This window comes from Hydrogenophaga sp. RWCD_12, from assembly GCF_046604225.1.
Taxonomy (GTDB): Bacteria; Pseudomonadota; Gammaproteobacteria; order Burkholderiales; family Burkholderiaceae_C; genus Hydrogenophaga.
Genome location: NZ_JBKIXC010000002.1, coordinates 396,542 through 419,258 on the forward strand (window position 1 = coordinate 396,542; position 22,717 = coordinate 419,258).

Sequence of the window (22,717 nt, forward strand, 5' to 3'; positions counted from 1 at the left end):
TACCGGCCCGGTGCCGCCTGGTTGGCGGCACCACCGGTCACCTGTTTTTCACCACCCCGTAGCGCTCCAGCGTCTTTTCGCGTGCCAGGGCGTGGTCGACGATGGGCTCGGGATAGGTTTTCCCCAACGTGATGCCGGCAGCGACCAGCTCCAGCTCAGGCGCTTTCCAGGGCGCATGGATGGTGGCGTCGGACAGCTCCGCGAGTTGGGGCAGGTAGCGCCGGATGAACTTGCCTTGCGGGTCGAACTTTTCGCTCTGGGTCACCGGATTGAAGATGCGGAACCAGGGCTGTGCGTCGCAGCCGGTGGACGCGGCCCATTGCCAGCCACCGTTGTTGGCCGCGAGATCGAAGTCGATCAGCTTCTCGGCGAAGTAGCGTTCCCCCCAGCGCCAGTCGATGCCCAGGTCCTTGACCAGGAAGCTGGCCACCACCATGCGCAGGCGGTTGTGCATGTAGCCGGTCTGGTTGATCTGGGCCATGGCTGCATCCACCAGCGGGTAGCCGGTACGGCCCTCGCACCAGGCTGAGAATTGCGCCTGCGCGTGTTTGCCGTGCTCGAAGCGCACCTTGTCGTACTCGGGCCGGAAGGACTTGCCGACCACATGCGGGAAGTTGGCCAGGACCTGGTGGTAGAAGTCGCGCCAGATCAGCTCCGACAGCCAGGTGCTGGCACCCTTGATGTCCTGAAGGTGCATCTGCCAGGCCAGCGAGGCGAGCTGGCGGATCGACACGGTGCCAAAGCGCAGATGAACGCTGAGGTAGCTCGGCCCCTTGATCGCCGGGAAATCGCGGGCGCTGTCGTAGCGCTCGATCCGCTCCATGAAGTCCTCCACCAGCGCCTGCGCGCCGCTGGCGCCTGTGGGGATGGGAAGGCGCGACAGGTTGGTTGGCTCGAAGTCGATGTCCGACAGACGGGGTGGCGGGGTGTCCCAGGCCGGCGGCAGCGGGGCCAGTGAGCCAGCGTATTTCGCGACCGGATACGCCTTCAGATAGAACGGCTCTACCTTGCGCAGCCAAGCGTTCTTGTACGGCGTGAACACGCCGAAGGGCTGGCCGACCTGGGTCAGCACCTCGCGCCGCTCGAAGATCACATGGTCCTTTTGGCTGTGGAACATGATGCCGGCGTGGGCCAGCGCACCCAGCACCTGTGCGTCGCGCGCCAGGGCGTCCGGCTCGTCGTCGTGGTTGGTGAACACCGCCTGCACGTGCAGCTGCTGTGCCAGCTTCGGGATGTCATCCTGTGCGCGGGCATGGCGCACGATCAGCCCGGTACCGTCCTGGCCCAGGGCCTTTCCGAGCCCGCGCAGGGTGACGTTCAGCTCCAGCACCGAGGCGTGGATGAACTCCACCCGGCGGTCGGCCCGGGGCAACGGATCGAGGATCTCTGTGTCGAAGACGAACACGCACCAGACCTGTCGGCACTGCTTGAGCGCGTGGTACAGGGCCGCGTTGTCTTCTGCCCGCAGGTCGCGACGGAACCACATCAGTCCTCGGTCGTAGCGTGTCATCGGGGGGCGCTCGTGGTGGGAAGGGGTGTTCGGACCATGGCAGGAGAGGGGGCCGCTTAAAATTGCGCCATGTCTGCGGATTCTGCCCCGATCAATCTCACCAATCACTTTCTGATTGCAATGCCCGGGCTGAACGACGACCTGTTCGGCCGCAGCGTGGTGTTCATGTGCGAGCACAGTGAGCGCGGCGCGCTCGGACTGGTCATCAACAAGCCCAGCGACATCCTGCTGCCCAGCCTGTTCGAGAAGGTCGATCTGGCGCTGGGGCGAGACGATCTCATGACCCTGCCGGTCTTCCAGGGCGGTCCGGTGCAAACCGAACGCGGTTTCGTGCTGCACGAGGCCATCGATGCTGGCGAGGGTGAATCGGTGTATGCGTCCACCCTGGCCATCCCGGGCGGGCTGGAAATGACGACCTCGCGCGACGTGCTCGAAGCCATGGCGTCCGGCGCCGGCCCGCGGCGCGTGTTCGTGTCGCTGGGATATTCGTCCTGGGGGCAGGGGCAGCTGGAATCCGAAATCACCGAAAACAGCTGGCTGACTGTGGCTGCCGATCCGGCGCTGATCTTCGACACGCCGGTCGAGCAGCGTTACGAAAAGGCCATGGGTCTGCTGGGGCTGGCATCGTGGATGCTGTCGCCGGATGCGGGGCATTCATGACCGTGTTGGACGTTCCCGCCAGTTGCCAGACCTTCCTGGCCTTCGACTTCGGTCTCAAACGTACCGGCGTGGCCAGTGGCAACCGGCTGACGCAGACCGCAACGCCGCAGGCCACGATCGCCGCCGAAGGCGATGCCCGGTTTGCGAAGATCAGCGAACGCCTGAAGGAGTGGCAACCCGACGCCATCGTGGTCGGTGTGCCGTTTCATCCGGACGGTGCGCCCCACGAGAACACCGTGCGCGCGCAGAAGTTCGCGCGCCAGCTGCGCGGCCGCTATGGCCTGCCGGTGTTCGAGGTGGACGAGCGGTATTCGACCACCGAAGCGCACGCCCTGGGCGCGCGCGACGCCGATGCGGCCAGCGCCTGCATCATCCTGGAACAGTTTCTGAGGAGTCTGACGTGACCCAAACCATCCAGCTCGATGCCGAGCTGCTGTACGCCGAGCTGCGCGAGGGTGTGAAGGGCCTGATCGGCACCACGCCGCAGCCTGTGGTGCTTGCGGGCATCACCTCCGGCGGTGCGTGGCTGGCCGAGCGGCTGCAGCGCGATCTGGCGCTGCCCGGCGACGCTGGCGTGATTTCGTCGTCGATGCACCGCGACGATTTTGCGCAACGCGGCCTGTCGATTTCGGCCCAGACCGTGCTGCCCTATGAAGTCGACGGCGCTCACGTGGTGCTGGTCGACGATGTGCTCTATACAGGCCGCACGCTGCGGGCAGTGATCAACGAACTGTTCGACTACGGCCGCCCCGCGAGCGTGCAGCTGGCGGTGCTGGTCGACCGGGGCGGACGCGAGTTGCCGATCCAGGCCAACGTCTGCGCAGCGACCATGAACCTGCCCCGGAACCAGTCGCTCGAACTGGCGCGCGATGCCGACGGGCGCTTCCGATTCGTGCTGGAAACCAAGGAAAACTGACGTGGCGCGCAACCCCCAGCTGAACAAACACGGCGAGCTGATCCACCTGCTCTCCACCGAAGGGCTCTCCCGGGACATCCTCACCCGGATCCTGGACACCGCGTCCAGCTTCGTGAGCGTGAGCAACCGCGAGGTCAAGAAAGTGCCGTTGCTGCGCGGCAAGAGCGTGTTCAACCTCTTCTTCGAGAACAGCACCCGCACCCGCACCACCTTCGACATCGCGGCGACGCGCCTGTCGGCCGACGTCTACACCCTGGACATCGCACGCAGCTCGACCGCCAAGGGCGAATCGCTGCTCGACACGATCGCCAACCTGTCGGCGATGGCGGCCGACATCTTCGTGGTGCGTCACAGCGAGTCCGGAGCGCCCTACCTGATCGCCCAGCACGTGGCCCCGCACGTGCATGTGGTCAACGCCGGCGATGGCCGCCACGCGCACCCGACGCAGGGCCTGCTGGACATGTACACCATCCGGCACTACAAGAAAGACTTCAGCAACCTCTCGGTGGCCATCGTCGGTGACGTGCTGCACTCGCGCGTGGCGCGCTCCGACATCCACGCACTGACGACGCTGGGCTGCCCCGACGTGCGCGTGGTCGGTCCGCGCACCCTGGTGCCCAGCGACCTGTCCCAGCTGGGGGTGCGCGTCTGCCACACGCTGGAAGAAGGCATCAAGGACTGCGACGTGGTCATCACGCTGCGGCTGCAGAACGAGCGCATGAGCGGCGCGCTGCTGCCGTCGAGCCAGGAATATTTCAAGAGCTTCGGCCTGACCACCGAACGCCTGCGCTGGGCCAAGCCGGACGCGATCGTGATGCATCCGGGCCCGATCAACCGCGGTGTCGAAATCGAGTCGGCCGTGGTCGACGGACCGCAGAGCGTGATCCTGCCGCAGGTCACCTTCGGCATCGCCGTGCGCATGGCCGTGCTGGGCATCGTCGCCGGGAACGAGGCATGAGTCTGAAGCAGGACGCTGCCGCACGCGCGCTCTGGAGCCCCGCGGTGCGCGAGCTGCATGCCTATGTGCCGGGCGAGCAGCCACAAGGCACGGGCTGGATCAAGCTCAACACCAACGAGTGCCCCTACCCGCCGTCACCGCGTGTGCTGGAAGCGGTGCGCGAAGCGGCCGACGAGCGCCTACGGCTGTACCCGGACCCGACCGCACTGGCGCTGCGCCAGACCATCGCAAACCGCTTCGGCCTGGTGCCCGAGCAGGTCTTCGTCGGCAACGGCTCCGACGAGGTGCTGGCCCATGCCTTCTGCGCCTTGCTGCGCCACGGCCGGCCGGTGCTGTTTCCGGACGTCAGTTACTCCTTCTACCCGGTGTATTGCGCGCTGTACGGCATCGAACCGCAGCCGGTGCCGCTGGACGCCGACTTCTGCGTGCGGGTTGCCGACTACCGACGTGGCAACGGCGGTATCGTGTTGCCCAACCCCAATGCGCCGACCGGCATCGCGCTGCCCCTCACCGAACTGACGCAACTGCTGGAAGGCAATCCAGGCTCGGTGGTGGTCGTCGATGAGGCCTATGTGGACTTCGGCGCCGACAGCGCGGTGACGCTGATCGAACGGTTTCCGCAACTGCTGGTGGTGCGCACGCTGTCCAAGTCGGCGGCGCTGGCCGGGCTGCGGGTCGGCTTCGCGATGGGCCACACCTCGCTGATCGAGGCGCTGAACGTGGTCAAGGACAGCTTCAATTCCTACCCGCTGGACCGCCTGGCACTGGCCGGTGCCCAGGCCGCGATCGAGGACGACGCTTACCTCCAGACGCTGTCCGCGCGCATCACCGCCAGCCGCGAGTGGCTGGTGCAGCAACTCGGGGACCTGGGCTTCCGTTGCCTGCCCTCGAGCGCCAACTTCCTGTTCGCACGCCACGCCTGCGCGCGCGCGGCCGACCTGTTCGCTGCGCTGCGTGAGCGGCGCATCCTCGTGCGCCACTTCCGCCAGCCCCGCATCGACAACCACCTGCGCATCACCATCGGCACCCAGGCCGAGTGCGAGGCGCTGGTCGACGCGCTGCGTTCCATTCTTTCCAAGACCCCGGCCGGGACTGCCACCGCCGCCGGGGCATCGCCCACCGCGTCGATAGGCACACCATGAAGATCCTGATCCAGAACGGCCGCGTCATGGACCCGGCCAGCGGCCGCGACGAGCTGGCCGACATCGCGATTGCGGCCGGCCGCATCATCGCCATCGGCAACGTCGCGCCCGACTTCCACGCCAACCGGACCATCGACGCCGCCGGGCTGGTGGTCGCGCCCGGCCTGGTCGATCTCGCCGTGCGCCTGCGCGAGCCAGGCCAGGAACACGCCGGCATGCTGGAGAGCGAGATGGCGGCGGCGGCGGCCGGTGGCGTGACCTCGCTGGTCTGCCCGCCCGACACCGACCCGGTGCTCGACGAGCCCGGTCTGGTGGACATGCTCAAGTTCCGCGCCGAGAAGCTGCACCAGGGGCGCGTGTTCCCGCTGGGCGCGCTCACGCGCGGCCTCAAGGGCGAGGTGCTCACCGAGATGGCCGAGCTGACCGAGTCCGGCTGCATCGGCTTCGGACAGGCCGAGGTGCCGATCGTGAATTCGCAGGTGCTGCAGCGCGCGCTGCAGTACGCAGCCACTTTTGGCTACACCGTGTGGTTGCGGCCGCAGGACTTCTGGCTGGGCAAGGGCGTGGCCGCGAGTGGTCCGCTGGCCACCCGCATGGGTCTTTCTGGCGTGCCGGCGGCCGCCGAGACGATTGCGCTGCACACGCTGTTCGACCTGCTGCGTGGTGTGCACAGCGCAGCGCAGGCGGCTGGTGAAAAGGGCGTGCACGTGCACCTGTGCCGCATCAGCAGCGCGGCGGGGCTGGCGCTGGTGCGCCAGGCCAAGGCCGAGGGACTGCCGGTCACCTGCGACGTGAGCGTGCACAACCTGCACCTGACCGATGTCGACATCGGCTACTACGACAGCCGCGCGCGCCTGCAGCCGCCACTGCGCCAGCAGCGCGACCGCGAAGCCCTGCGCGCCGGTCTGGCCGACGGCACCATCGACGCACTGGTGTCGGACCACAACCCGGTCGACGCCGACGCCAAGGTGCTGCCGTTCGCCGAAGCCGAGCCGGGCGCCACCGCGGTGGAACTGCTGCTGGGGCTGGCGGCCAAGTGGGCGCAGCAGGACGGTCTGGGCCTGATGCAGGCGCTGGCCGTGCTCACCAGCGGGCCCCAGGCAGTGCTGGGCGGCGCGCTGGGCACGCTGCAGCACAGCGTCGGCCAGATCAGCATCGGTGGCGCGGCCGACCTCTGCCTGTTCGATCCGAACGCGAGCTGGGCGGTGGATGCGAGCGCACTGCGCAGCCAGGGCAAGCACACACCGTTCGAGGGCGCCGAGATGCCGGTGCGCGTGCGCACCACGCTCGTGGCGGGCCAGGTGGCCTACGAGGCGGCGCGGGCAGCGGCGTGAGCGCAGGGCGGCGGTCTGCACTGGCGGCGGGGTGGCGCATTCTGCGCGCCCTTTGGCACATCCTGCGCGGCGCGTGGACCATCCGCAGCGAGTTTGGCCAACTGACCCCGGACGCCACCGATCTGGTGGTGCGAGAGTGGACGCGGCGCATGCTCGACATCCTGGGCGTCACGCTGGTGGTGCGCGGAACACCCCCGGCGCACGGCCCCTTGCTGCAGGTGGCCAACCACATCTCCTGGCTCGACATCCTGGTCATGAATGGCGCGCGCCCTTCGCATTTCGTGTCCAAGGCCGACGTCAAGCACTGGCCGGTCGTGGGCACGCTGGCGACGGGCACCGGCACGCTCTACATCGAGCGCGAAAACCGGCGCGACGCCATGCGGGTGGTGCACCAGATGGCCGAACACCTGCGCGGGAAGGAAATCCTGTCGGTCTTTCCCGAGGGCACGACTGGAGATGGTCAGACCTTGCTGCCGTTCCATGCCAACCTGATCCAGGCCGCCATCGCGGCCGAGGCGCCGGTGCTGCCGGTCGGCTTGAGCTTTGTCGATGCCGAGACCGGCCAGCGCCACGACGGGCCGCTGTTCATCGGCGACACCACCTTGCTGCAGTCGCTGTGGAACACCCTCCGGTCCACCGGCGTGCAGGCGGTGGTGCACTACGGCGAGCCGCAGCGTGCGCAGGGTCGCGACCGCCGGACCTGGGCGCAGGACCTGCGCACCGCCGTCATGGCGCTGCGCGAGGGCTGACTTTCGTCACTTCGCTTTCGCGCGGGCCAGCAGCTGCTCGGTGTTGGACTTGCGGTCGGCGTTGACCTTCTGCACCGTCGGCCGTTCGCCGATTTGCTTGAGGTAGTCGCGCACCGGCAGGTCGGACAGCACGTCCTTGCCGTAGATGATCTTGCTGGCGCTGCTGACCAGCGGCAGGTGCACCGCTGCGCCGACGTCGGCCAGCGTGAAGTCGGCGCCGCCGATGAAGGGCGAGAAGCTGGTGAGCGTGGCAAACGCCGCGACATTCTTCGCCAGTTGCTGACCGGTTTTTTCCTTGGCAGCGTCGGAAACCTTGCCGCCGAAGAATGCCTCCGGGTACAGGTTGCGCGCGACCAATTCCAGGTGCAGTTCGATGAAGCGCAGCAGCTCGCGCGCCTTGGCCGCCGCGAACAGGTCGGCGGGCAGCAGCGGATGCTGCGGGTACTGCGCCTCCAGGTATTCGAGGATCACGGTCGACTCGCACAGCGTGCCTTGGTCGCTCTTGAGATACGGCACCTTGCCCAGCGGGCTGGCGGCGGTGTCGACTTCGCCGACCCAGGCCAGCTCTTCCTCGAAGGCGACGCCTTTTTCGAGCAGCGCGAGCTTGACCTTGTTGTAATAGTTGCTGGCGGAAAAGCCGCAGAGTGTCAGCATGGTGGTGTCTCCTGGAGTTTTGATGGGCGTCAAGATGTTAGGTGGTCTGGGGGTCCCTGCGTGGTCGCCCAGACGACGTCCTGCTAACATTGACGGATGTCACTTTTGCGCGTGAGACGCCGTTTTGTCGCCTGGCTGGCCATGTTGGCCCTGCTGGCGACTGCGCTCGCGCCTACCTTGACGCAGGCGATGGTGAGTGACGGCGAGCGCGACGGCTGGCTGCAGATCTGCAGCGTCAGCGGCATGGTCTGGGTCAAGGCGGACACTGCCTCTCCGGACGAACAGCAACCTGCCAGCGGATCGTCGCAAGGCGATGCTTCCCAGCACTGCGCCTGGTGCACCCTGCACGGTGGTATGGCAGGACTGCCCGCCACGGACAGCCCTTCTGCGCTGCCCGCGCGGTTCACCGAACTTCCCCCGGCTTTCTTCTTCGCCCCTCTGGCTGCCAGCGTATGGCAACCGGCCCAGTCGCGCGGGCCTCCGCAGACCTTCTGACGTCCATGCGTGGTGTGCCCGTTGCCGGGTGCACCTTGTGTTCACCGTTCAGGAGGCTCGATGCCTCGCACCTTTCCCGCTTCCCTTCTTGCGCTCCCGGAGCGTCGCCGGTTTTTCGCGCGATGTGCAGGCCTTTCCCTGATGGCGACGGTGCTGTCCGCGTGCGACCGCTCGCTGACCGCCAGCGAGGCCGCCCGTTTCCGGGGCATTGACATCACCGGCGCTTCGTACGGCCGCGACTTTTCACTGACTGATTTCCATGGTCAGGCCCGGCATCTTGCCGACTACCGGGGCAAGGTCGTGATGCTGTACTTCGGGTTTGTCCAGTGTCCGGACGTGTGCCCGACCGCCTTGACCCGTGCTGCTGCCGTGGTGCAGCGCCTGGGGATGGATGCCGCCAGGCTGCAACTGCTGTTCGTGACGGTCGACCCCGAACGGGACACGCCACCTCTGCTGCGCGAGTATCTGGCGGCGTTCGATCCTTCGTTTGTGGCGCTCACGGGCAGTGCCCAGCAGATCAAGGCCGCCGCGGACGAGTTTCGTGTCTTCTACAAGAAGGTGCCGACCGGCAGCAGCTACACGATGGACCACACCGCCCTGTCGTATCTGTTCGACCCGCAGGGGCACCTCCGGGTTGCCCTGCGCCACGAGCAGACGGTCGACGACTACACAGCAGACGTCAAGGCCTTGCTGGCCGAAGCTGGTGCCTGACGCTCACATCTTTCCTTTCCCAACCAACCGGAGTCATTCCATGAAACACCTCATTTCCGCCGCTCTCATTGCCCTCACTGCCAGCGCCTGGGCGCAAGGCACCGCTTCTGTCGATATCAAGGATCCCTGGGTGCGCGCCACCGTTGCCCAGCAAAAAGCGACTGGTGCCTTCATGCAACTGACCGCCAAGGCCGACAGCAAGCTGGTGGAGGCCAAGTCTCCCGTCGCCGGCGTGGTCGAAATCCACGAAATGGCGATGGACAACAACGTCATGAAGATGCGTCAGATCCCTGGCCTGGCGCTGCCGGCTGGCAAGGCGGTCGAGCTCAAGCCTGGCGGCTATCACGTCATGCTCATGGACCTCAAGGGTCAGGTCAAAGAAGGCGATGTGGTGCCGGTGACGCTGGTGTTCGAAGGCAAGGATGGCAAGCGTGAGACGGTCGAGGTGAAGGCGCCGGCCAAGCCGTTGAACAACATGCCCGGCATGGCCGCTCCCAGCGAGCACAAGCACCAGTGACCGATCGGCCGACAGGCTTGCACTGAGTCGAACCCATGTCGTTCCTGCACTGGCACCGCCTTGCCCGACGTTTGTCGGGCTGGCTGCTGGCCGCCTTGCTGCTGGCCACGCTGGCGCCCGCGATCTCGCGCGCGCTGGCGGGCGGACCGCCGCAGGACGGAAAAGACTGGGTTGAGCTCTGCACCTCGCAGGGCATGCAGCGGGTGCAGGTGGCCGCTGTTGCGCCCCATTCGCTGGCGGATCCATCGCAGCCCCAGTCCGGCGCGCTGGACCTCTGCGGGCATTGCTCCCTGGCTGCCGAGCGGTTTGCGCCGCTGCTGCCCACCCTGCCGGTGTTTGCCGTGGTGGCGACCCGTTGGGACCTCCCAGATCACCGTGAAGCGGTTTCGCTTTCTTCCTCTGGCCCGCAGCCTTCTGCGCGCGGCCCTCCTCTCCTGAGCTGATCGTTCGCCGGGCGGATCCCGGCGACCCGGATGCCGTCGCACCAGTGGCGGCCTCTTTCTTCAGTTTCAGGAGTTGTCATGTTGAAAATTTCCCCTGCGTCCGTCCGCGTCCGTGCCGGTCAGGATTGCCTTTTCAAGGCAGGCGAGTGTGGCTCCTTGTGGCGGGTGGTCGAAGGTACCGCGCGCCTGGACCGTGAAACCGGTCCTTCCCGTTTGCCAGTGCTGTTGGCGCTTCCAGGTGATCTGGAGGGCGTCGAGGCATTGTGTGACCAGCCCTACCAGTTCACCGCCAGCGCCTTCACCGATTGCCGGCTGGAGCGGGTGCCCGTGGCCAGCGAAGTCGAGCGTCAGGCGTTGTTGCGCCAGGCGCTGTTCCAGCAACAGATGCGCAGCCACGACATGGCCACCCTGCGCACCGGCAGCGTGCTCTCCCGCCTGGCCTGTCTGCTGCGTCTCATGGGGCTGCCCTGGCAGGGCGTCCACGCGGTGGATGAACAGCTGGCGGATGCTTTGCGCGCTGCGTTGCCGGCGCTGCGCGAACTGGCACAGATGGTCGATGCCAAGTCCGAAACGGTCTGCCGCGCGCTGGCGCAACTGCTGCCCCCCCGCAGCCGCAAGAGTGGACCCGCCCGTCTCAACCCGTTGCCGACCCTGTCACCCGTGGTGTTGGCGCCATGGGCATCTTCTTCCGCACCGCTGGGAGCCCTGGCATGAACACCGCACAGAAAGACGTTGCCTCTCCGCCCACGGTGTCGCTTGGCACCTTTCACCTGCTGGCCTGGCGCTGGCACTTCTACGCGGGCCTCTACGTCGTCCCGTTCCTGCTGATGCTGGCCCTCACCGGGCTGGTGATGGTCTTCTTCACCGGTTTCCAGAACCGGTTGGGCATGACCATCGACGTCGTGCCACAGGCCCAGACGGCGACCGTGGGAGCGCAGGCGCAGGCCGTGCTGGCCCGGCTGCCTGGCGCACAGCTGAAAGAGTACATCTCGCCCAAGAACGCCGGGGTACCCGCGTGGTTTGCGGTCAAGGTCGACGGCCATGTGGAGGCCGTGGCCGTGAATCCGTACACCTCCGAGGTCATCCGCACCGTGGACAAGGAGAACACGGTGTTCGCCTGGGCCGAGAAGATCCACGGCACGCTGCTGATCGGCGACGCGGGTGACTGGCTGATCGAGATCGCCGCAGGCCTGGGCATCGTGCTGATCGTGACCGGCGTCTACATGGCCTGGCCCCGCGCCGGTAGTGGCTGGCGCCAGGTGCTGGTGCCGGACCTGTCGGCCCGGGGGCGCGCCTGGTGGAAGTCGCTGCACGTCAGTGTGGCGTTCTGGATGGGCCTCGTCCTGACGTTCTTCCTGGTGACTGGCCTCTCGTGGGCCGGTGTCTGGGGCAGCAAGTTCGTGCAGGCCTGGAGCAGCTTCCCGGCGGCCAAGTGGGACGATGTGCCGAAGTCGGACGCGACCCATGCCGCCCTGGCCACCCCGGGCCTCAAGGAAGTCCCCTGGGGGCTCGAACAGACGCCGCTGCCGGTGTCCGGTTCGGCCGCCGGCAAGCCGGGACTTCCCGCAGGTCAGCCCGTCAACCTGGACACCGTCGACGCCTACGCGCGCTCGATCGGATTCGCCGGCCAGTTCCACATCGCCGTGCCGCAGGACGACACCGGTGTCTACAGCATCAGTGCCGACAGCATGAGCGGCGACCTGAGCAACCCGACCGGTGACCGCTTCTTGCACATCGATCGCCACACCGGCCGTGTGCTCGCCGAGGCCAGCTTTGCCGACTATTCGCCGATGGCCAAGTTCATGGCCGTGGGCATCGCACTGCACCAGGGCGACATGGGGCTGTGGAGCGCCTGGCTGAACGTGGTGTTTTGCCTGGCAGTGGTGTTCCTGTGCGTCAGCGGCATCGTGATGTGGTGGAAGCGGCGGCCGGCGAATGCGGGGCGCCTGGTGGCACCACGTGCACCCGCCGACGCTGCGCTGTGGAAAACGGGTGCGGTGGTGATGCTGGTGGTGGCGCTGGCGTTCCCGTTGTCGGGTGCGGTGCTGGTCGGCGTGCTTCTGCTGGACGGTTTGCTGTTGTCCCGCCTGCCCGCACTCAGGCAGCGCCTGAATTGACCCTGCGATGACCCTCTGTCGCACAAATTCGGAGAGAAAACCAGATGAACAAAAGACATGTCCTCCTGATGGCTTGGGCCGCCTTGTGCTCGGGGGGTGTCCTGGCCCACGACTTCAAGGCCAGCGACCTGCGCATCGACCACCCCTATGCCGTGCCATCCCGTCCCGGACTGACCACCGGTGGTGTCTATTTCCGCGGCATCCGCAACACCGGTGCGGTGGCCGACCGGCTGTTGTCGGCCAGCACGCCGGCGGCTGCGTCCGTCGAGATCCACCGCATGCAGATGGTGCAGGGAGGGCAGGGCGACGTGATGCAGATGCGTGCCGTGCCGGCGCTGGAGATTCCGGCTGGCGCCACGGTCGCGATGAAGCACGGTACGCCCGACGGGTACCACCTGATGCTGGTCGGCCTGAAGGCGCCGCTCAAGGATGGTGACCGGTTTGCGGTCACGCTGACTTTCGAGAAGGCTGGCACCCACGAGGTCAAGGTCTGGGTCCAGACCCCGCGCAGCCTCGACAACGATTCCACCCACAAACACTGAAGGAGACTTCCATGCATTCACGACGCCACTTCGCCACCATCCTGCTGGGCTCGCTGGCCGCATCCAGCGCGCCTCTCTGGGCGCATGAGGCCCATGGCGGCCCGGACGAACAGCAGATCACCCACGCGATGAAGCGCCAGTTCGACAAGCCGGAAGCACCGCTGAGCGTGGCGCCGGTGGTGGTGGTCGGCGATGCTGCTGTGGCCGGCTGGACCCAGCAGGGCAGGGGCGGTCGCGCGCTGCTGCGCAAGGAGAAGGCGGGCTGGAGCATCCACGTTTGTGCCGGCAAGGGCCTGACGCAGACCGATGTGCTCGAAATGTCCGGGCTACCCAAGGCACAGGCCGCCGACATGGCTCGTCTGGTCGCCAAGGCCGAGGGTGCGCTGACCGCCCAGCAGCGGGCCCTGTTCGATTCGTTTGAAGGCGTGCTCAAGGTGGGTGGCGAGGGCGCTGCTTCGCATGGGCATGGCCAGCATGCCGCGCCCGCAGCGCCTGCGCACAAGCACTGATGTTCCTCAAAGGAGTTCTCATGAACCTGTTGTCCGTCCGACGTCGCCACTGGGGCGCTGCCCTGCTGGCGCTGGCCAGCCTCATGGCCAGCACCGCCTGGGCCGCCACGATCGAAGTCACCGACGCCCTCGGCCGCAAGGTCAAGGTCAATACGCCGGTGCAGCGCGTGATCGTCAACTTCAACTACGAAGAGTTCACCGCCGTGGCCGGCAAGGAGGCCTGGTCCAAGGTGGTCGGCATCTCGCGCGTGCCCTGGGAAGGCTGGCGTCCGGTGATCTTCAAGCGCTACGCCGCGGTGATCCCCAACCTGCAGGCCATGCCCGACATCGGCCACTCGGACGACGGCACCTTCAGCGCCGAGAAGGTCATCGCGCTCAAGCCCGACGTGCTGTTCATGGCCGAGTGGACCTACAAGGCCATGCAGACCGCACGCGATCAGATCGAGGCCGCCGGCATTCCCATCGTGGTGGTCGACTACAACGCGCAGCTGCTGGAGCACCACCTGGCCTCGACCCGCGTGATGGGCAAAGTCATGGGCACCGAAGCCCGCGCCGAAGAACTGGCCCTGCTCTACGAGCGCCAGTACAAGGACATCATGGCTCGTGTGGCCAAGGCATCGGGTGGTACCAGGAAGAAGATCTATGTCGAGCTCGGCCAGGCCGGCGCCGACACCGTGGGCAACAGCTACAGCGGCACCATGTGGGGCAAGATCGTGACGCTGCTGGGGGCCGAGAACGTGGCCGACGGCAAGCTGCCCGGCCCCTGGGGACCGGTCAACGCCGAGGCAGTGATCGCGGCCAACCCCGACCTGATCTTCATCGCCGGCTCTTCCTGGGTGAACAAACCCAAGGCCGTGAAAACCGGCTACGAGGCGACCGCTGACATCACCCGCAGCTCGCTGGGGCCCTATGCCCAGCGCCCGGCCTGGGCCGGCCTGAACGCGGTGAAAAACGGCCAGGTGCATGCGATCGAACACGGGCTGTGCCGGACCCTGTTCGACTACGTGTCCATGCAGTACATCGCCAAGCAGCTCTACCCCGAGGCGTTCAAGGACGTGGACCCGGTGGCCAGCTTCAAGGCCTACCACGAGAAGTATCTGTCGGTTCCATACGCGGGCGTGTGGATGCTGGGCATCAAGCCCTGATGGCCTTGGCGACCGCCTCCGGCGGGCCGGTGACTCCGTCGACCGCACTCGTCCTCGCCTACCGCCGCACGTGGTGGCGGCGCTGGGCGCTGGCGGCCGCGCTGCTGTCGGTGGCGCTGGTCGGCTTCCTGCTCGACGTGGCCACCGGCCCGGCCTTCCTGCCGGTGGCCGCGGTGGCCCGTACCGTGGTGTTCGGCCAGGGACAGGACGCCAGCGTCACCGCCATCGTCTGGTCGATCCGGCTGCCGGTGGCCTGCACCGCGCTGGTGGTGGGTGCGGCGCTGGGCCTCTCGGGAGCGGTGATGCAGACCATCCTGCACAACCCGCTGGCATCGAGTTACACGCTGGGCGTCTCGGCGGGTGCGGGGTTCGGCGCCGCGCTGGTGATCGTGCTCGGCGCTGGCCTGCCCCGGTCCGACACGGTGAGCATCCCGGTCATGGCGATCCTGTTTGCGGCCCTGGCCTGCGCGGGGGTGTACCTGATCGGTGGGGCACGCGCGGCCACCGCCGAGGCCCTGGTGCTGGCCGGCATCGCGCTGCTGTTCCTGTTCCAGGCGCTCACGTCCCTGCTGCAACTGATCGCCTCGCCCGAGGCGCTGCAGCAGGTGGTGTTCTGGCTGTTTGGCAGCCTGCAGAAGGCGACCTGGACCAAGCTGGCGATCATGGTCACGGTGCTCGTCGCCGGTGTCGCGGTGCTGCTGCCGATGGCCTGGCGGCTGACGGCGCTCAAGCTGGGTGACGCGCGGGCCGAAGGTCTGGGCGTGAACGTGCGCGCGTTGCGACTCAAGTGCTTCGCAGTGATCTCGGCGCTCACCGGCGTGTCGGTGGCGTTCGTCGGCACCATTGGTTTCGTGGGCCTGGTGGCGCCGCACATTGCACGCATGCTGGTCGGTGAAGACCAGCGGGTGTTTCTGCCGGCCTCGGCGCTGGCGGGTGCGGCGCTGCTGTCGGTCGCCTCGGTGGCGAGCAAGACGCTGATGCCTGGCGCGGTGTTTCCGATTGGCATCGTTACGTCGCTGATCGGCGTGCCGTTCTTCGTGGCGCTGGTGCTGCGTTCCCGCAGGAGCCACTGGTGACGTTGAAGGCGCGACAGCTCTCGGCGGGATACCGCGGTCGCCCGGTGCTCGACGGCATCGACCTCACGCTGCAACCCGGGCAGCTGGCGGCGCTGGTTGGGCCGAATGGTTCGGGCAAGTCCACGCTGCTGAAGTGCCTGGCCGGCCTGCAGACGCACCAGGGGCAGGTCACCCTGACCGGCCAGCCTAGGCAATCCGCGCAGATCGGCTACATGCCGCAGGACCTGTCGGCAACCGCCGCGTTGTCGGTGCTCGAGGCGGTGCTGCTCGGGCGGGTGGGCCGCCTGCGCTGGCAGGTGGGCGACGAAGATCTGGCGGTGGCCGCAGCCGTGCTGCAGCGCCTGGGCGTCGACCATCTCGCGCAGCGGTACCTGACCGAGCTCAGCGGCGGGCAGCGGCAGATGGTGTTCCTGGCGCAGGCGCTGGTTGCACAGCCGCGTGTGCTGCTGCTGGACGAACCCATCAGCGCGCTGGATCTGCGGCACCAGCTGGAGGTGATGGACACCGTGCGCGCGCTGACGATCGAACGCGGGCTGGTCACCCTGGCCGTGCTGCACGATCTCAACGCAGCGGTCCGCCATGCCGACGACGTGGTGCTGCTGCACCAGGGCAGGGTCCTGGCGCAGGGTGCGCCTGGCGATGTTCTGACACCCGACGCGCTGCGTTGCGCGTTTCAGGTCGATGTGTGTCTTCTGCCGCAAGCCGATGGATCGGCCTGGATCGCGCCGCAGCCGTTCTCGAAGGCGGGATCGACAGACGGTCGTCGGCGCGTTGGAGGGCATGGCCCGTGAATTGCTTTGATCCGGCACTTTCCGGACAGCGGGTCCACGGAGGCAAACATGTCGGCGTTCACAGCGGCGGTGCTGGACAGAGCCAGCGCAGAGGTGGTTTTTCAGGCGGGTGAGCACGGCCCGCTTTGGCGGGTCTCGGAAGGTCTGGTGCGGCTCGATCGCCCCAGCGGCACCGCCGTGCAGGCGGTCCAGCTGGCATTGCCCGGCGACCTGATCGGCGTGGAAGCCCTCTGCGGCCAGCCCTACCGGCTCAGTGCCGTGGCCTTCACCGCGAGTCGCCTGGAGCGGATCACGGTTGATGACCGCAGCGTGGCGCGCGAGCCGTTGCTGCAGCAGGCCTTGCTGCAGCACCAGACGCGATGCCTGGACATGGCCGCCCTGCGCACGGGCACGGTGCCGCAGCGCATCGCGCACCTGCTGCGCCTGCTGGGGTTTGACCGCCAGCCGGAGCAGGGCGACTGCAGCGATTGCGCGCGCACCATCCGTCAGGCGCTGCCGACGCTGCGCGAGGTGGCGCAGATGGTCGATGCCAAGACCGAGACCGTGTGCCGCGCGCTGGCCCAGTTGCTGCCGCCGCGCAGGGAGCGCGCGGACAGTGCGCCGGCGGTGGACCGCTGCTGGCGCAACCACGCGGTGCGGATCGAGGCCCTGGTCTGAGCGCAGCCGACGGCGCGCCGAGGCGCCCGGAGTCCACAACGATGCCTTGCCGGCGCCGCTTCAACACGGCCTTGCTGGGCCTCGCGCTGGCCGGTTGCCAGTCCCGTCCGGCCGCGCCGGTGAAGGCCGCCGGACCGGTCGTGTGGCCGGCGCCGCCGGACCCGCCGCGCTTCCGGCACGAGGCGACGCTGCGCAACGCGGCGAGCGTGGCCGAGGGCTCGGGCGGCGCACTGATGCAGCGCCTGCTGACCGGCGACGACGCCTCGCGCAATACATTCTCCAAACCGATGGGTGTGGCGGCGCACCAGGGGCGCATCTTCGTCACCGACACCGAGGGGCGGCGCGTGTTCGTGTTCGATGTGCCGCGGCGCAAGACCTTCCAGTTCGGCTTTCGCCGCGAGGGCGCGCTGAAGATGCCCGCCGGCATTGCGGTCGACGCGCAGGGCACGGTCTACGTGGTGGACAGTTCGGCCCGCCGCCTGGTGGTGTACGACGCACTGGGGCTGTACCTGCGGCACATCGACGGCGACGACTGGGCGCACCCGACCGCGGTGGCCGTCAGCCCCGACGGCAATCGCATCTGCGTGGTCGACACCGGCCGCGTCGACACCGACAGCCATCGGGTCTATGTGCACGCCGCCGACGGCCGCCGCCTGCAGGTGATCGGCCGCCGCGGGGAGGCGGCCGGTGAGTTCAACCTGCCCACCGATGCGGCCTTGGCGCCCGACGGTACGTTGTGGGTGCTCGACGCGGGCAACTTCCGCGTGCAGGCGTTCGACCGCGACGGAGCGCCGCTGCGGCAGTTCGGCTCGGTCGGCAGCGGCCAGGGGCAGTTTGCGCGACCGCGCGGGCTGGCGGTGGATGCACGGGGACTGGTCTATGTGAGCGACGCCAGCTTCTGCAACGTGCAGGTGTTCCAGCCCGGCGGCGAGCTGCTGCTGGCGATCGGTGCGCGCGGCGAGCAGGACGCGCCAGGGCGCTACCTGCTGCCGTCCAAGCTGGCCTGTGACGAGCGCGGTTTCCTGTATGTGGTGGACCAGTATTTCCACAAGGTCGACGTGATCCGAGGGCTGGGCGAACCGGCCTGAAAACCTCCCGCTTCCGGGAACTGCTCCTCACTTCCGGGAAGCCTGGGGCGGCCTCGGGGCGCCTGGATGGCGGGCTTTTCTCTCACAGAGCGACCGTTCGTCGGCCGTGCCGCTAGGGGGCATGTCTTTTGCGAAGTCTGCACATCGCGCTCGCGACACGACGGGTGCAGGAGGAGGCGCACATGCTGCAACGAGAGATGTTTTCTGTCGACACTCGACGCGGACGGTGGCACCGGATGGGCGTGCTGGTGTTCGGGTTGTTGGGCGCGCTGCTGCCGCTGGTGGCCCAGGCCGATGTCGACCGGCCCACGCGGTTCACCAACATCGGCAGCGTGGGCAACACGCGCCACAACCTGACCCAGCGGCAGGTCGCAGGCGGCGGCCCGGTGGGCACGACCATGGATTCGTTCCGCAACGACTACGCCGAGGTCTGCGTTTACTGCCACACGCCCCACGGTGCCAACAGCACCCTGCCGGCGGCGCCGCTGTGGAACCGCACGGTCAAGGCCACGACCTACCAGACCTACGACCTGCTCAATACCTCGAGCCTCTCGCAGCCGGTGTCGCAGCCCGGCGCGAATTCGCTGACCTGCCTCACCTGCCACGACGGTCAGACGGCGGTGGACTCGATCATCAACATGCCCGGCTCGGGCCGCTACCGCAAGGAGCAGGAGTTCTCGGAGAACACCGCCTTCCTCGACCAGTGGGTCAACCCGTCGGGCCTGAGCCCCAACGGCGACCACGCGCGCCTGTCAGACACCGGCTGCCTGGCCTGCCACTCGTCGACCGCCGGCCCCTCGGGCCGCAACGCGACCGACTTCGTGGCCTTCGCGATCGGCACCGACCTGCGCAACGACCACCCGGTGGGCATCCGCTATCCACTGGACGCCGGGCCGGGCTCCGACTTCAAGGACCCGCCGCGCAAGGAAACCCGCCTGGCCTTCTTCGACAGCAACGGCAACAACCGCGCGGACGCGTCCGACATCCGGCTCTACAACACCGGAGAGGGCTACGAGGTCGAGTGCGCGTCGTGCCACGACCCGCACGGTGTGCCCTCGGCCGGCCCGGGCTCGGTGTTCAACCCGACCTTCCTGCGCGTGAGCAATGTCGGCAGCGGCGTCTGCCTGACCTGCCACACCAAGTGAACGGGATCTGACGCGGTCCGGCGCTCTGGCCCGGCGCGCTGCTCAGGCCGCAGGCGGGCGCATCGCGACACCAGGCGCCGGGGGCGTGGACGCCGCTGCGCCGCGTGCGAACGTGACCACGTGGTCGACCTCGGCGCGGATGCCGATCCACTCGCCGACCGCGTGGTTGTGGTGCGAGGGCACGTGTGTCATCAGCGTCTCGCCGCTGGCCAGCCGCAGCGTGTAGAGGAACTCCGAGCCGCGGAAAGCCTTGCGCACGATCTGCGCCTTCACCGGCGCGTGGTCGTCGTGCACGATGTCGTCGGCGCGCAGCAGCACGTCGCACAGCCCGGCCTCGTAGGCCGAGGGCAACGGACATTCTTCAATGTCGAGCAGCGCGCCCAACGGGGTCTGCACCACGACCTCGCCGCCGTGCTGCTGGATCTGCGCCGGGGCGAACACGCCGTGGCCGATGAACTCGGCGACGAAGCGCGTGGCCGGCCGGTGGTAGAGCGCGTAGGCGTCGTCCCACTGGTGCAGCTGGCCCTGGTGCATCACGCCGATCACATCGCCGATGGCGAAAGCTTCGAGCTGGTCGTGCGTGACGAAGAGGGCGGTCGCGCCGGCCGCCTTGAGGATGCCGCGCACCTCGTGGGCCAGCCGCTCGCGCAGGTCGACGTCGAGGTTGGAGAACGGTTCGTCCAGCAGCAGCAGGCGGGGGCGGGGCGCCAGCGCCCGGGCCAGCGCCACGCGCTGCTGCTGGCCGCCGGAGAGCTCGTGCGGAAAGCGCGCCTGCATGCCGTCCAGCCCCACCAGCGCCAGCACCTCGGCCACGCGCTGCTCGCGTTCGCTGCGCGGCAGGGCGGCGATGCCGAAGGCCACGTTGCGGCCGACGTCCAGATGCGGGAACAGGGCGTAGTCCTGGAACACCATGCCGATGCGCCGCTTCTCGGCCGGCAGGTGGTGGCCGGCGTCGCTCACGGTTTCTCCGTCGAGCGTGATGCTCCCGCCGTGGGCGCGCTCCAGCCCGGCGACCGCGCGCAGCAGGGTGGTTTTGCCGCAGCCCGAGGGGCCGATCAGCACGCCGATGTCGCCCGCGCGCAGGCCCAGGGACACGCCGTCGACCGCATCGTGCGGCAGGCCGGGATATCGGACGCTCAGCTGGGAAACCTGGAGGAACATGGGTGGCAATTGTAGATGACTACAATTCTCATTTGTGTTGACTCGCTGGTGCACCACCCTTCTGCTGTTTCTGCTCGCGCTGGCATTGACCCTGCCTGTGCTGGCGCTGCTCGCCTCGTGGACGCAGTTCGACACGGCGGCGCGCCAGGTGCTGGCCGAGATGGCGCGCAGCGTGCTATCCGACTACGCGTTGACCTCGCTGCTGCTGTGTGTGAGTGTGGCGCTGGGGGTGGCGGTGGTCGGCATGGCCTCGGCCAGCGCGGTGACGCTGTTCGACTTTCCCGGTCGGCGTGTGTTCGAGTGGGCGCTGCTGCTGCCGTTGGCGATGCCGGCCTATGTGGTGGCCTACGCCTACACCGACTTTCTGCAGTTCAGCGGCCCGTTGCAGACCGCGCTGCGTGAGGGCTTCGGCCTGCGCGGGCGTGTCTTCCCCGAGATCCGCAACACCGCCGGTGCGGTCTGGGTCTTCACCTTCTCGCTCTATCCCTATGTTTACCTGCTGGCGCGCACGGCGCTGACCGAGCGCGCGTCGCAACTGATGGAGGCTGCGCGGCTCCTGGGCGCCCCGCTGTCGCGCCGCGTCCGCGAGGTGGCGCTGCCGCTGGCGCGCCCGGCGGTCGCGGCGGGCGTGGCGCTGGCGCTGATGGAGACGCTGGCCGACTACGGCGTGTCGAGCTACTTCGGCATCCAGACCTTCACCGCCGGCATCTACAAGGCCTGGCTGGCGATGGACATGCCACTGGCCGCAGCGCAGCTGGCGACCATGTTGCTGGCATTGGTGGCGCTGCTGCTGTGGCTGGAGCGGCGGGCGCAGGCGCGCATGCGTTTTGCCTCGCTGCGCGGGCAACGGGCGGGCAGTGTGGACGCGCAGCCGGTGCGGCTGCGCGGTGGCCGGGCGTGGATTGCGGTTCTGTCCTGCGGCTTGCCGATCCTGTTCGGCTTCGTGCTGCCGGTGCTGTTCATGCTGCGCCCCTTGCTGGGCGGCTGGGACGGCTTGCCCTGGACTTCGTTTGTCCAGTGGGCCGGCAACAGCGTGCGGCTGGCGGCCATCAGTGCGGTCGCGGCGACGCTGCTGGCGCTGGCCCTGGCTTTTGCGTTGCGCACGCGGGGGGACGGGTTCACCCGCGCGGTGGTGCAGCTGGCCAGCCTGGGTTATGCGGTGCCGGGGGCGGTGATCGTGGTCGGCCTGCTGCTGCCGGTTGGCTGGATGCAGAAAGCGGCACCGGACAGCGGGGTGGGCTACTGGATCACGGCCACGGTGCTGGGCATCGTCTGGGCCTACCTGGTTCGCTTCACCGCAGTGGCGCTGCAGTCGGTGCAGAGTGGCTATGCGCGGGTGCCGTCGAGCCTGGACGACTCGGCGCGCATGCTCGGCAGCACCGGCCTGGCACTGGCCTGGCGCGTGCATTGGCCGCTGCTGCGCCGTTCGACCATGGCCGCGGCCTTGCTGGTGTTTGTCGACGTGATGAAGGAACTGCCTGCGACCCTGGTGCTGCGGCCGTTCAACAGCGACACGCTGGCGGTGGTGGCCTACCAGCTGGCGCGCGACGAGCGCCTGGGCGAGGCCGCGTTGCCGGCGCTGACGCTGGTGCTGGTCGGCCTGGTGCCGGTGGTGATGCTTTCGCGAACGCTGCGGGCGCGCTGACCTGATCTGAGACGCCGGTCAGCCTGTACGTACGGCTTCTTTGCCTACTGACTGGTGAACCGCGGCATTCCGAAGAGCGCCCATCGTCCTAACTTGCGATGCGTGGCCTTCAGGGCAGACGTTCGCGGTGTACAGATACCGGACCAGGGCCAGAGTAGATCGTCATCTGGTCTGTCTGGCGCGTCACCTTCCAGGTAAGGCCTTGCTGAACCACGACGTAGTCACCAGGCTCTCCAGGCATCAAGAGCTCTTGCACCAGGAAAGCGCTCCCAAGAGGCGGAAAACGCAGCAGGGTGGGGGAGGGTGGCAATGTGGGCTTTTTCATGGACGGAATTCCTGAATGACCCCTGCGCCGACTGGTGTCAAGACCAGTTCTTTTTGAACCCTGCCCAAGGCCAGGCAGGGATGAGTGATGGGAAAGGATGTGGTCTAAAGCATCCTGCCTTGACTGCAAACTAGTACGAAAGAATTGCAGCCTACCGGATGTTTTCCGTGGGCGAAACCCCGGGAAAACCATGCATGGGCACATGTTCCGATCACTTGTTGGTCGGGGATGCGCGCACGTGGCGCGGGGTGCGGCGCAGCTGCCCGGAGACAAACAAAAAAGCCGGAAAACGGTGAGTTTTTCCGGCTTTCGGTGTGGTACCACCAACAGGAATCGAACCTGTATCTAGCGCTTAGGAGGCGCTCGTTCTATCCATTGAACTATGGCGGCAGGGGAAGCGGCCGATTGTAAGTCGGCGCGTGTGGCC

The 22,717-nt window shown here is 67.7% G+C and carries 25 protein-coding genes and 1 tRNA gene; 22 read left to right on the forward strand and 4 right to left on the reverse strand.

What is annotated here, in order from left to right; translation table 11 throughout:
- Positions 1-37: 37 nt before the first annotated feature.
- Positions 38-1,510 (reverse strand): cryptochrome/photolyase family protein, encoded by a 1,473-nt coding sequence (locus ACLIJ1_RS08925; protein ID WP_411365159.1) that lies wholly within the window; start codon positions 1,508-1,510, stop codon positions 38-40.
- A 69-nt stretch (positions 1,511-1,579) separates the two neighbouring features.
- On the opposite strand from ACLIJ1_RS08925, the gene ACLIJ1_RS08930 reads away from it, so the two are divergent.
- The 7 genes from ACLIJ1_RS08930 to ACLIJ1_RS08960 are packed head-to-tail and all read left to right on the forward strand — an operon-like array spanning position 1,580 to position 7,269.
- On the forward strand, positions 1,580-2,170 hold the full coding sequence (locus tag ACLIJ1_RS08930) for a YqgE/AlgH family protein (RefSeq protein WP_411365160.1): 591 nt from the start codon (positions 1,580-1,582) through the stop codon (positions 2,168-2,170).
- Positions 2,167-2,574 (forward strand): Holliday junction resolvase RuvX, encoded by a 408-nt coding sequence (gene ruvX, locus ACLIJ1_RS08935; protein WP_411365161.1) that lies wholly within the window; start codon positions 2,167-2,169, stop codon positions 2,572-2,574. The genes ACLIJ1_RS08930 and ruvX overlap by 4 nt, the downstream gene beginning before the upstream one ends.
- Positions 2,571-3,086 carry a bifunctional pyr operon transcriptional regulator/uracil phosphoribosyltransferase PyrR gene (pyrR, locus tag ACLIJ1_RS08940; RefSeq protein WP_411365162.1) on the forward strand — a complete coding sequence of 172 codons (516 nt, stop codon included), beginning with the start codon at positions 2,571-2,573 and terminating at the stop codon, positions 3,084-3,086. The genes ruvX and pyrR overlap by 4 nt, the downstream gene beginning before the upstream one ends.
- Positions 3,040-4,044, forward strand: coding sequence for an aspartate carbamoyltransferase catalytic subunit (locus tag ACLIJ1_RS08945; RefSeq protein ID WP_411365163.1), 1,005 nt, complete (start codon positions 3,040-3,042; stop codon positions 4,042-4,044). Before pyrR ends, ACLIJ1_RS08945 begins: the two co-directional genes overlap by 47 nt.
- Complete coding sequence (hisC, locus tag ACLIJ1_RS08950) at positions 4,041-5,186, forward strand: histidinol-phosphate transaminase (protein WP_411365164.1); 1,146 nt, start codon at positions 4,041-4,043, stop codon at positions 5,184-5,186. Before ACLIJ1_RS08945 ends, hisC begins: the two co-directional genes overlap by 4 nt.
- On the forward strand, positions 5,183-6,520 hold the full coding sequence (locus ACLIJ1_RS08955; RefSeq protein ID WP_411365165.1) for a dihydroorotase: 1,338 nt from the start codon (positions 5,183-5,185) through the stop codon (positions 6,518-6,520). The genes hisC and ACLIJ1_RS08955 overlap by 4 nt, the downstream gene beginning before the upstream one ends.
- Positions 6,517-7,269: a lysophospholipid acyltransferase family protein gene (locus tag ACLIJ1_RS08960; protein ID WP_411365166.1), complete on the forward strand. Its 753-nt coding sequence runs from the start codon at positions 6,517-6,519 to the stop codon at positions 7,267-7,269. The genes ACLIJ1_RS08955 and ACLIJ1_RS08960 overlap by 4 nt, the downstream gene beginning before the upstream one ends.
- A gap of 6 nt (positions 7,270-7,275) precedes the next feature.
- Here the strand turns inward: ACLIJ1_RS08960 and ACLIJ1_RS08965 are convergent, their stop codons facing one another.
- On the reverse strand, positions 7,276-7,923 hold the full coding sequence (locus ACLIJ1_RS08965; RefSeq protein ID WP_411365167.1) for a glutathione S-transferase family protein: 648 nt from the start codon (positions 7,921-7,923) through the stop codon (positions 7,276-7,278).
- A gap of 111 nt (positions 7,924-8,034) precedes the next feature.
- On the opposite strand from ACLIJ1_RS08965, the gene ACLIJ1_RS08970 reads away from it, so the two are divergent.
- The 14 genes from ACLIJ1_RS08970 (at position 8,035) to ACLIJ1_RS09035 (ending at position 19,159) form a co-directional block, all read left to right on the forward strand.
- Positions 8,035-8,418, forward strand: a complete 384-nt coding sequence (locus ACLIJ1_RS08970) for a DUF2946 domain-containing protein (protein ID WP_411365168.1) — start codon at positions 8,035-8,037, stop codon at positions 8,416-8,418.
- Positions 8,419-8,478: 60 nt separating this feature from the next.
- Positions 8,479-9,129, forward strand: a complete 651-nt coding sequence (locus ACLIJ1_RS08975; RefSeq protein ID WP_411365169.1) for an SCO family protein — start codon at positions 8,479-8,481, stop codon at positions 9,127-9,129.
- A 40-nt stretch (positions 9,130-9,169) separates the two neighbouring features.
- Entirely contained in the window at positions 9,170-9,646 is a 477-nt protein-coding gene (locus ACLIJ1_RS08980; RefSeq protein WP_411365170.1) for a copper chaperone PCu(A)C, read from the forward strand.
- A 35-nt stretch (positions 9,647-9,681) separates the two neighbouring features.
- On the forward strand, positions 9,682-10,089 hold the full coding sequence (locus ACLIJ1_RS08985; protein ID WP_411365171.1) for a DUF2946 family protein: 408 nt from the start codon (positions 9,682-9,684) through the stop codon (positions 10,087-10,089).
- A 78-nt stretch (positions 10,090-10,167) separates the two neighbouring features.
- Complete coding sequence (locus tag ACLIJ1_RS08990) at positions 10,168-10,803, forward strand: hypothetical protein (RefSeq protein ID WP_411365172.1); 636 nt, start codon at positions 10,168-10,170, stop codon at positions 10,801-10,803.
- A complete protein-coding gene (locus ACLIJ1_RS08995) occupies positions 10,800-12,206 on the forward strand; it encodes a PepSY-associated TM helix domain-containing protein (protein ID WP_411365173.1) in 1,407 nt (468 codons plus the stop codon). The genes ACLIJ1_RS08990 and ACLIJ1_RS08995 overlap by 4 nt, the downstream gene beginning before the upstream one ends.
- Positions 12,207-12,250: 44 nt before the next feature.
- A complete protein-coding gene (locus ACLIJ1_RS09000) occupies positions 12,251-12,748 on the forward strand; it encodes a copper chaperone PCu(A)C (protein ID WP_411365174.1) in 498 nt (165 codons plus the stop codon).
- Between the two features lie 11 nt (positions 12,749-12,759).
- Complete coding sequence (locus ACLIJ1_RS09005) at positions 12,760-13,257, forward strand: copper uptake system-associated protein (RefSeq protein ID WP_411365175.1); 498 nt, start codon at positions 12,760-12,762, stop codon at positions 13,255-13,257.
- 20 nt (positions 13,258-13,277) lie between these two features.
- Positions 13,278-14,402 (forward strand): ABC transporter substrate-binding protein, encoded by a 1,125-nt coding sequence (locus tag ACLIJ1_RS09010; protein ID WP_411365176.1) that lies wholly within the window; start codon positions 13,278-13,280, stop codon positions 14,400-14,402.
- Positions 14,402-15,478 (forward strand): FecCD family ABC transporter permease, encoded by a 1,077-nt coding sequence (locus ACLIJ1_RS09015; RefSeq protein ID WP_411365177.1) that lies wholly within the window; start codon positions 14,402-14,404, stop codon positions 15,476-15,478. The genes ACLIJ1_RS09010 and ACLIJ1_RS09015 overlap by 1 nt, the downstream gene beginning before the upstream one ends.
- Complete coding sequence (locus tag ACLIJ1_RS09020; RefSeq protein ID WP_411365178.1) at positions 15,475-16,269, forward strand: ABC transporter ATP-binding protein; 795 nt, start codon at positions 15,475-15,477, stop codon at positions 16,267-16,269. Before ACLIJ1_RS09015 ends, ACLIJ1_RS09020 begins: the two co-directional genes overlap by 4 nt.
- A 48-nt stretch (positions 16,270-16,317) precedes the next feature.
- Entirely contained in the window at positions 16,318-16,926 is a 609-nt protein-coding gene (locus tag ACLIJ1_RS09025) for a Crp/Fnr family transcriptional regulator (protein ID WP_411365179.1), read from the forward strand.
- Between the two features lie 41 nt (positions 16,927-16,967).
- Positions 16,968-18,014, forward strand: coding sequence for a 6-bladed beta-propeller (locus tag ACLIJ1_RS09030; protein WP_411365180.1), 1,047 nt, complete (start codon positions 16,968-16,970; stop codon positions 18,012-18,014).
- 182 nt (positions 18,015-18,196) lie between these two features.
- The gene (locus ACLIJ1_RS09035) at positions 18,197-19,159 is read left to right on the forward strand and encodes a cytochrome c3 family protein (protein WP_411365181.1); all 963 of its coding nucleotides are present in this window, start codon (positions 18,197-18,199) and stop codon (positions 19,157-19,159) included.
- Between the two features lie 42 nt (positions 19,160-19,201).
- Here ACLIJ1_RS09035 and ACLIJ1_RS09040 read toward each other — a convergent pair whose 3' ends face one another.
- Complete coding sequence (locus ACLIJ1_RS09040; RefSeq protein ID WP_411365182.1) at positions 19,202-20,320, reverse strand: ABC transporter ATP-binding protein; 1,119 nt, start codon at positions 20,318-20,320, stop codon at positions 19,202-19,204.
- A gap of 34 nt (positions 20,321-20,354) precedes the next feature.
- Between ACLIJ1_RS09040 and ACLIJ1_RS09045 the strand changes: the two genes are divergently transcribed.
- Positions 20,355-21,965: an ABC transporter permease gene (locus ACLIJ1_RS09045; protein WP_411365183.1), complete on the forward strand. Its 1,611-nt coding sequence runs from the start codon at positions 20,355-20,357 to the stop codon at positions 21,963-21,965.
- Between the two features lie 640 nt (positions 21,966-22,605).
- On the opposite strand, the gene ACLIJ1_RS09050 is transcribed toward ACLIJ1_RS09045, so the two are convergent.
- Positions 22,606-22,680 (reverse strand) — tRNA-Arg (locus ACLIJ1_RS09050).
- Positions 22,681-22,717 lie beyond the last annotated feature (37 nt).

Bases quoted from the DNA above. Each gene is read 5' to 3' on its own strand.
- ACLIJ1_RS08925 (WP_411365159.1), bottom strand. From the start codon at position 1,510: ATGACACGCTACGACCGAGGACTGATGTGGTTCCGTCGCGACCTGCGG.
- ACLIJ1_RS08930 (WP_411365160.1), top strand. From the start codon at position 1,580: ATGTCTGCGGATTCTGCCCCGATCAATCTCACCAATCACTTTCTGATT.
- ruvX (WP_411365161.1), top strand. From the start codon at position 2,167: ATGACCGTGTTGGACGTTCCCGCCAGTTGCCAGACCTTCCTGGCCTTC.
- ACLIJ1_RS08945 (WP_411365163.1), top strand. From the start codon at position 3,040: ATGCCGACGGGCGCTTCCGATTCGTGCTGGAAACCAAGGAAAACTGAC.
- hisC (WP_411365164.1), top strand. From the start codon at position 4,041: ATGAGTCTGAAGCAGGACGCTGCCGCACGCGCGCTCTGGAGCCCCGCG.
- ACLIJ1_RS08955 (WP_411365165.1), top strand. From the start codon at position 5,183: ATGAAGATCCTGATCCAGAACGGCCGCGTCATGGACCCGGCCAGCGGC.
- ACLIJ1_RS08965 (WP_411365167.1), bottom strand. From the start codon at position 7,923: ATGCTGACACTCTGCGGCTTTTCCGCCAGCAACTATTACAACAAGGTC.
- ACLIJ1_RS08975 (WP_411365169.1), top strand. From the start codon at position 8,479: ATGCCTCGCACCTTTCCCGCTTCCCTTCTTGCGCTCCCGGAGCGTCGC.
- ACLIJ1_RS08980 (WP_411365170.1), top strand. From the start codon at position 9,170: ATGAAACACCTCATTTCCGCCGCTCTCATTGCCCTCACTGCCAGCGCC.
- ACLIJ1_RS08985 (WP_411365171.1), top strand. From the start codon at position 9,682: ATGTCGTTCCTGCACTGGCACCGCCTTGCCCGACGTTTGTCGGGCTGG.
- ACLIJ1_RS08990 (WP_411365172.1), top strand. From the start codon at position 10,168: ATGTTGAAAATTTCCCCTGCGTCCGTCCGCGTCCGTGCCGGTCAGGAT.
- ACLIJ1_RS08995 (WP_411365173.1), top strand. From the start codon at position 10,800: ATGAACACCGCACAGAAAGACGTTGCCTCTCCGCCCACGGTGTCGCTT.
- ACLIJ1_RS09000 (WP_411365174.1), top strand. From the start codon at position 12,251: ATGAACAAAAGACATGTCCTCCTGATGGCTTGGGCCGCCTTGTGCTCG.
- ACLIJ1_RS09005 (WP_411365175.1), top strand. From the start codon at position 12,760: ATGCATTCACGACGCCACTTCGCCACCATCCTGCTGGGCTCGCTGGCC.
- ACLIJ1_RS09010 (WP_411365176.1), top strand. From the start codon at position 13,278: ATGAACCTGTTGTCCGTCCGACGTCGCCACTGGGGCGCTGCCCTGCTG.
- ACLIJ1_RS09015 (WP_411365177.1), top strand. From the start codon at position 14,402: ATGGCCTTGGCGACCGCCTCCGGCGGGCCGGTGACTCCGTCGACCGCA.
- ACLIJ1_RS09025 (WP_411365179.1), top strand. From the start codon at position 16,318: ATGTCGGCGTTCACAGCGGCGGTGCTGGACAGAGCCAGCGCAGAGGTG.
- ACLIJ1_RS09030 (WP_411365180.1), top strand. From the start codon at position 16,968: ATGCCTTGCCGGCGCCGCTTCAACACGGCCTTGCTGGGCCTCGCGCTG.
- ACLIJ1_RS09035 (WP_411365181.1), top strand. From the start codon at position 18,197: ATGCTGCAACGAGAGATGTTTTCTGTCGACACTCGACGCGGACGGTGG.
- ACLIJ1_RS09040 (WP_411365182.1), bottom strand. From the start codon at position 20,320: ATGTTCCTCCAGGTTTCCCAGCTGAGCGTCCGATATCCCGGCCTGCCG.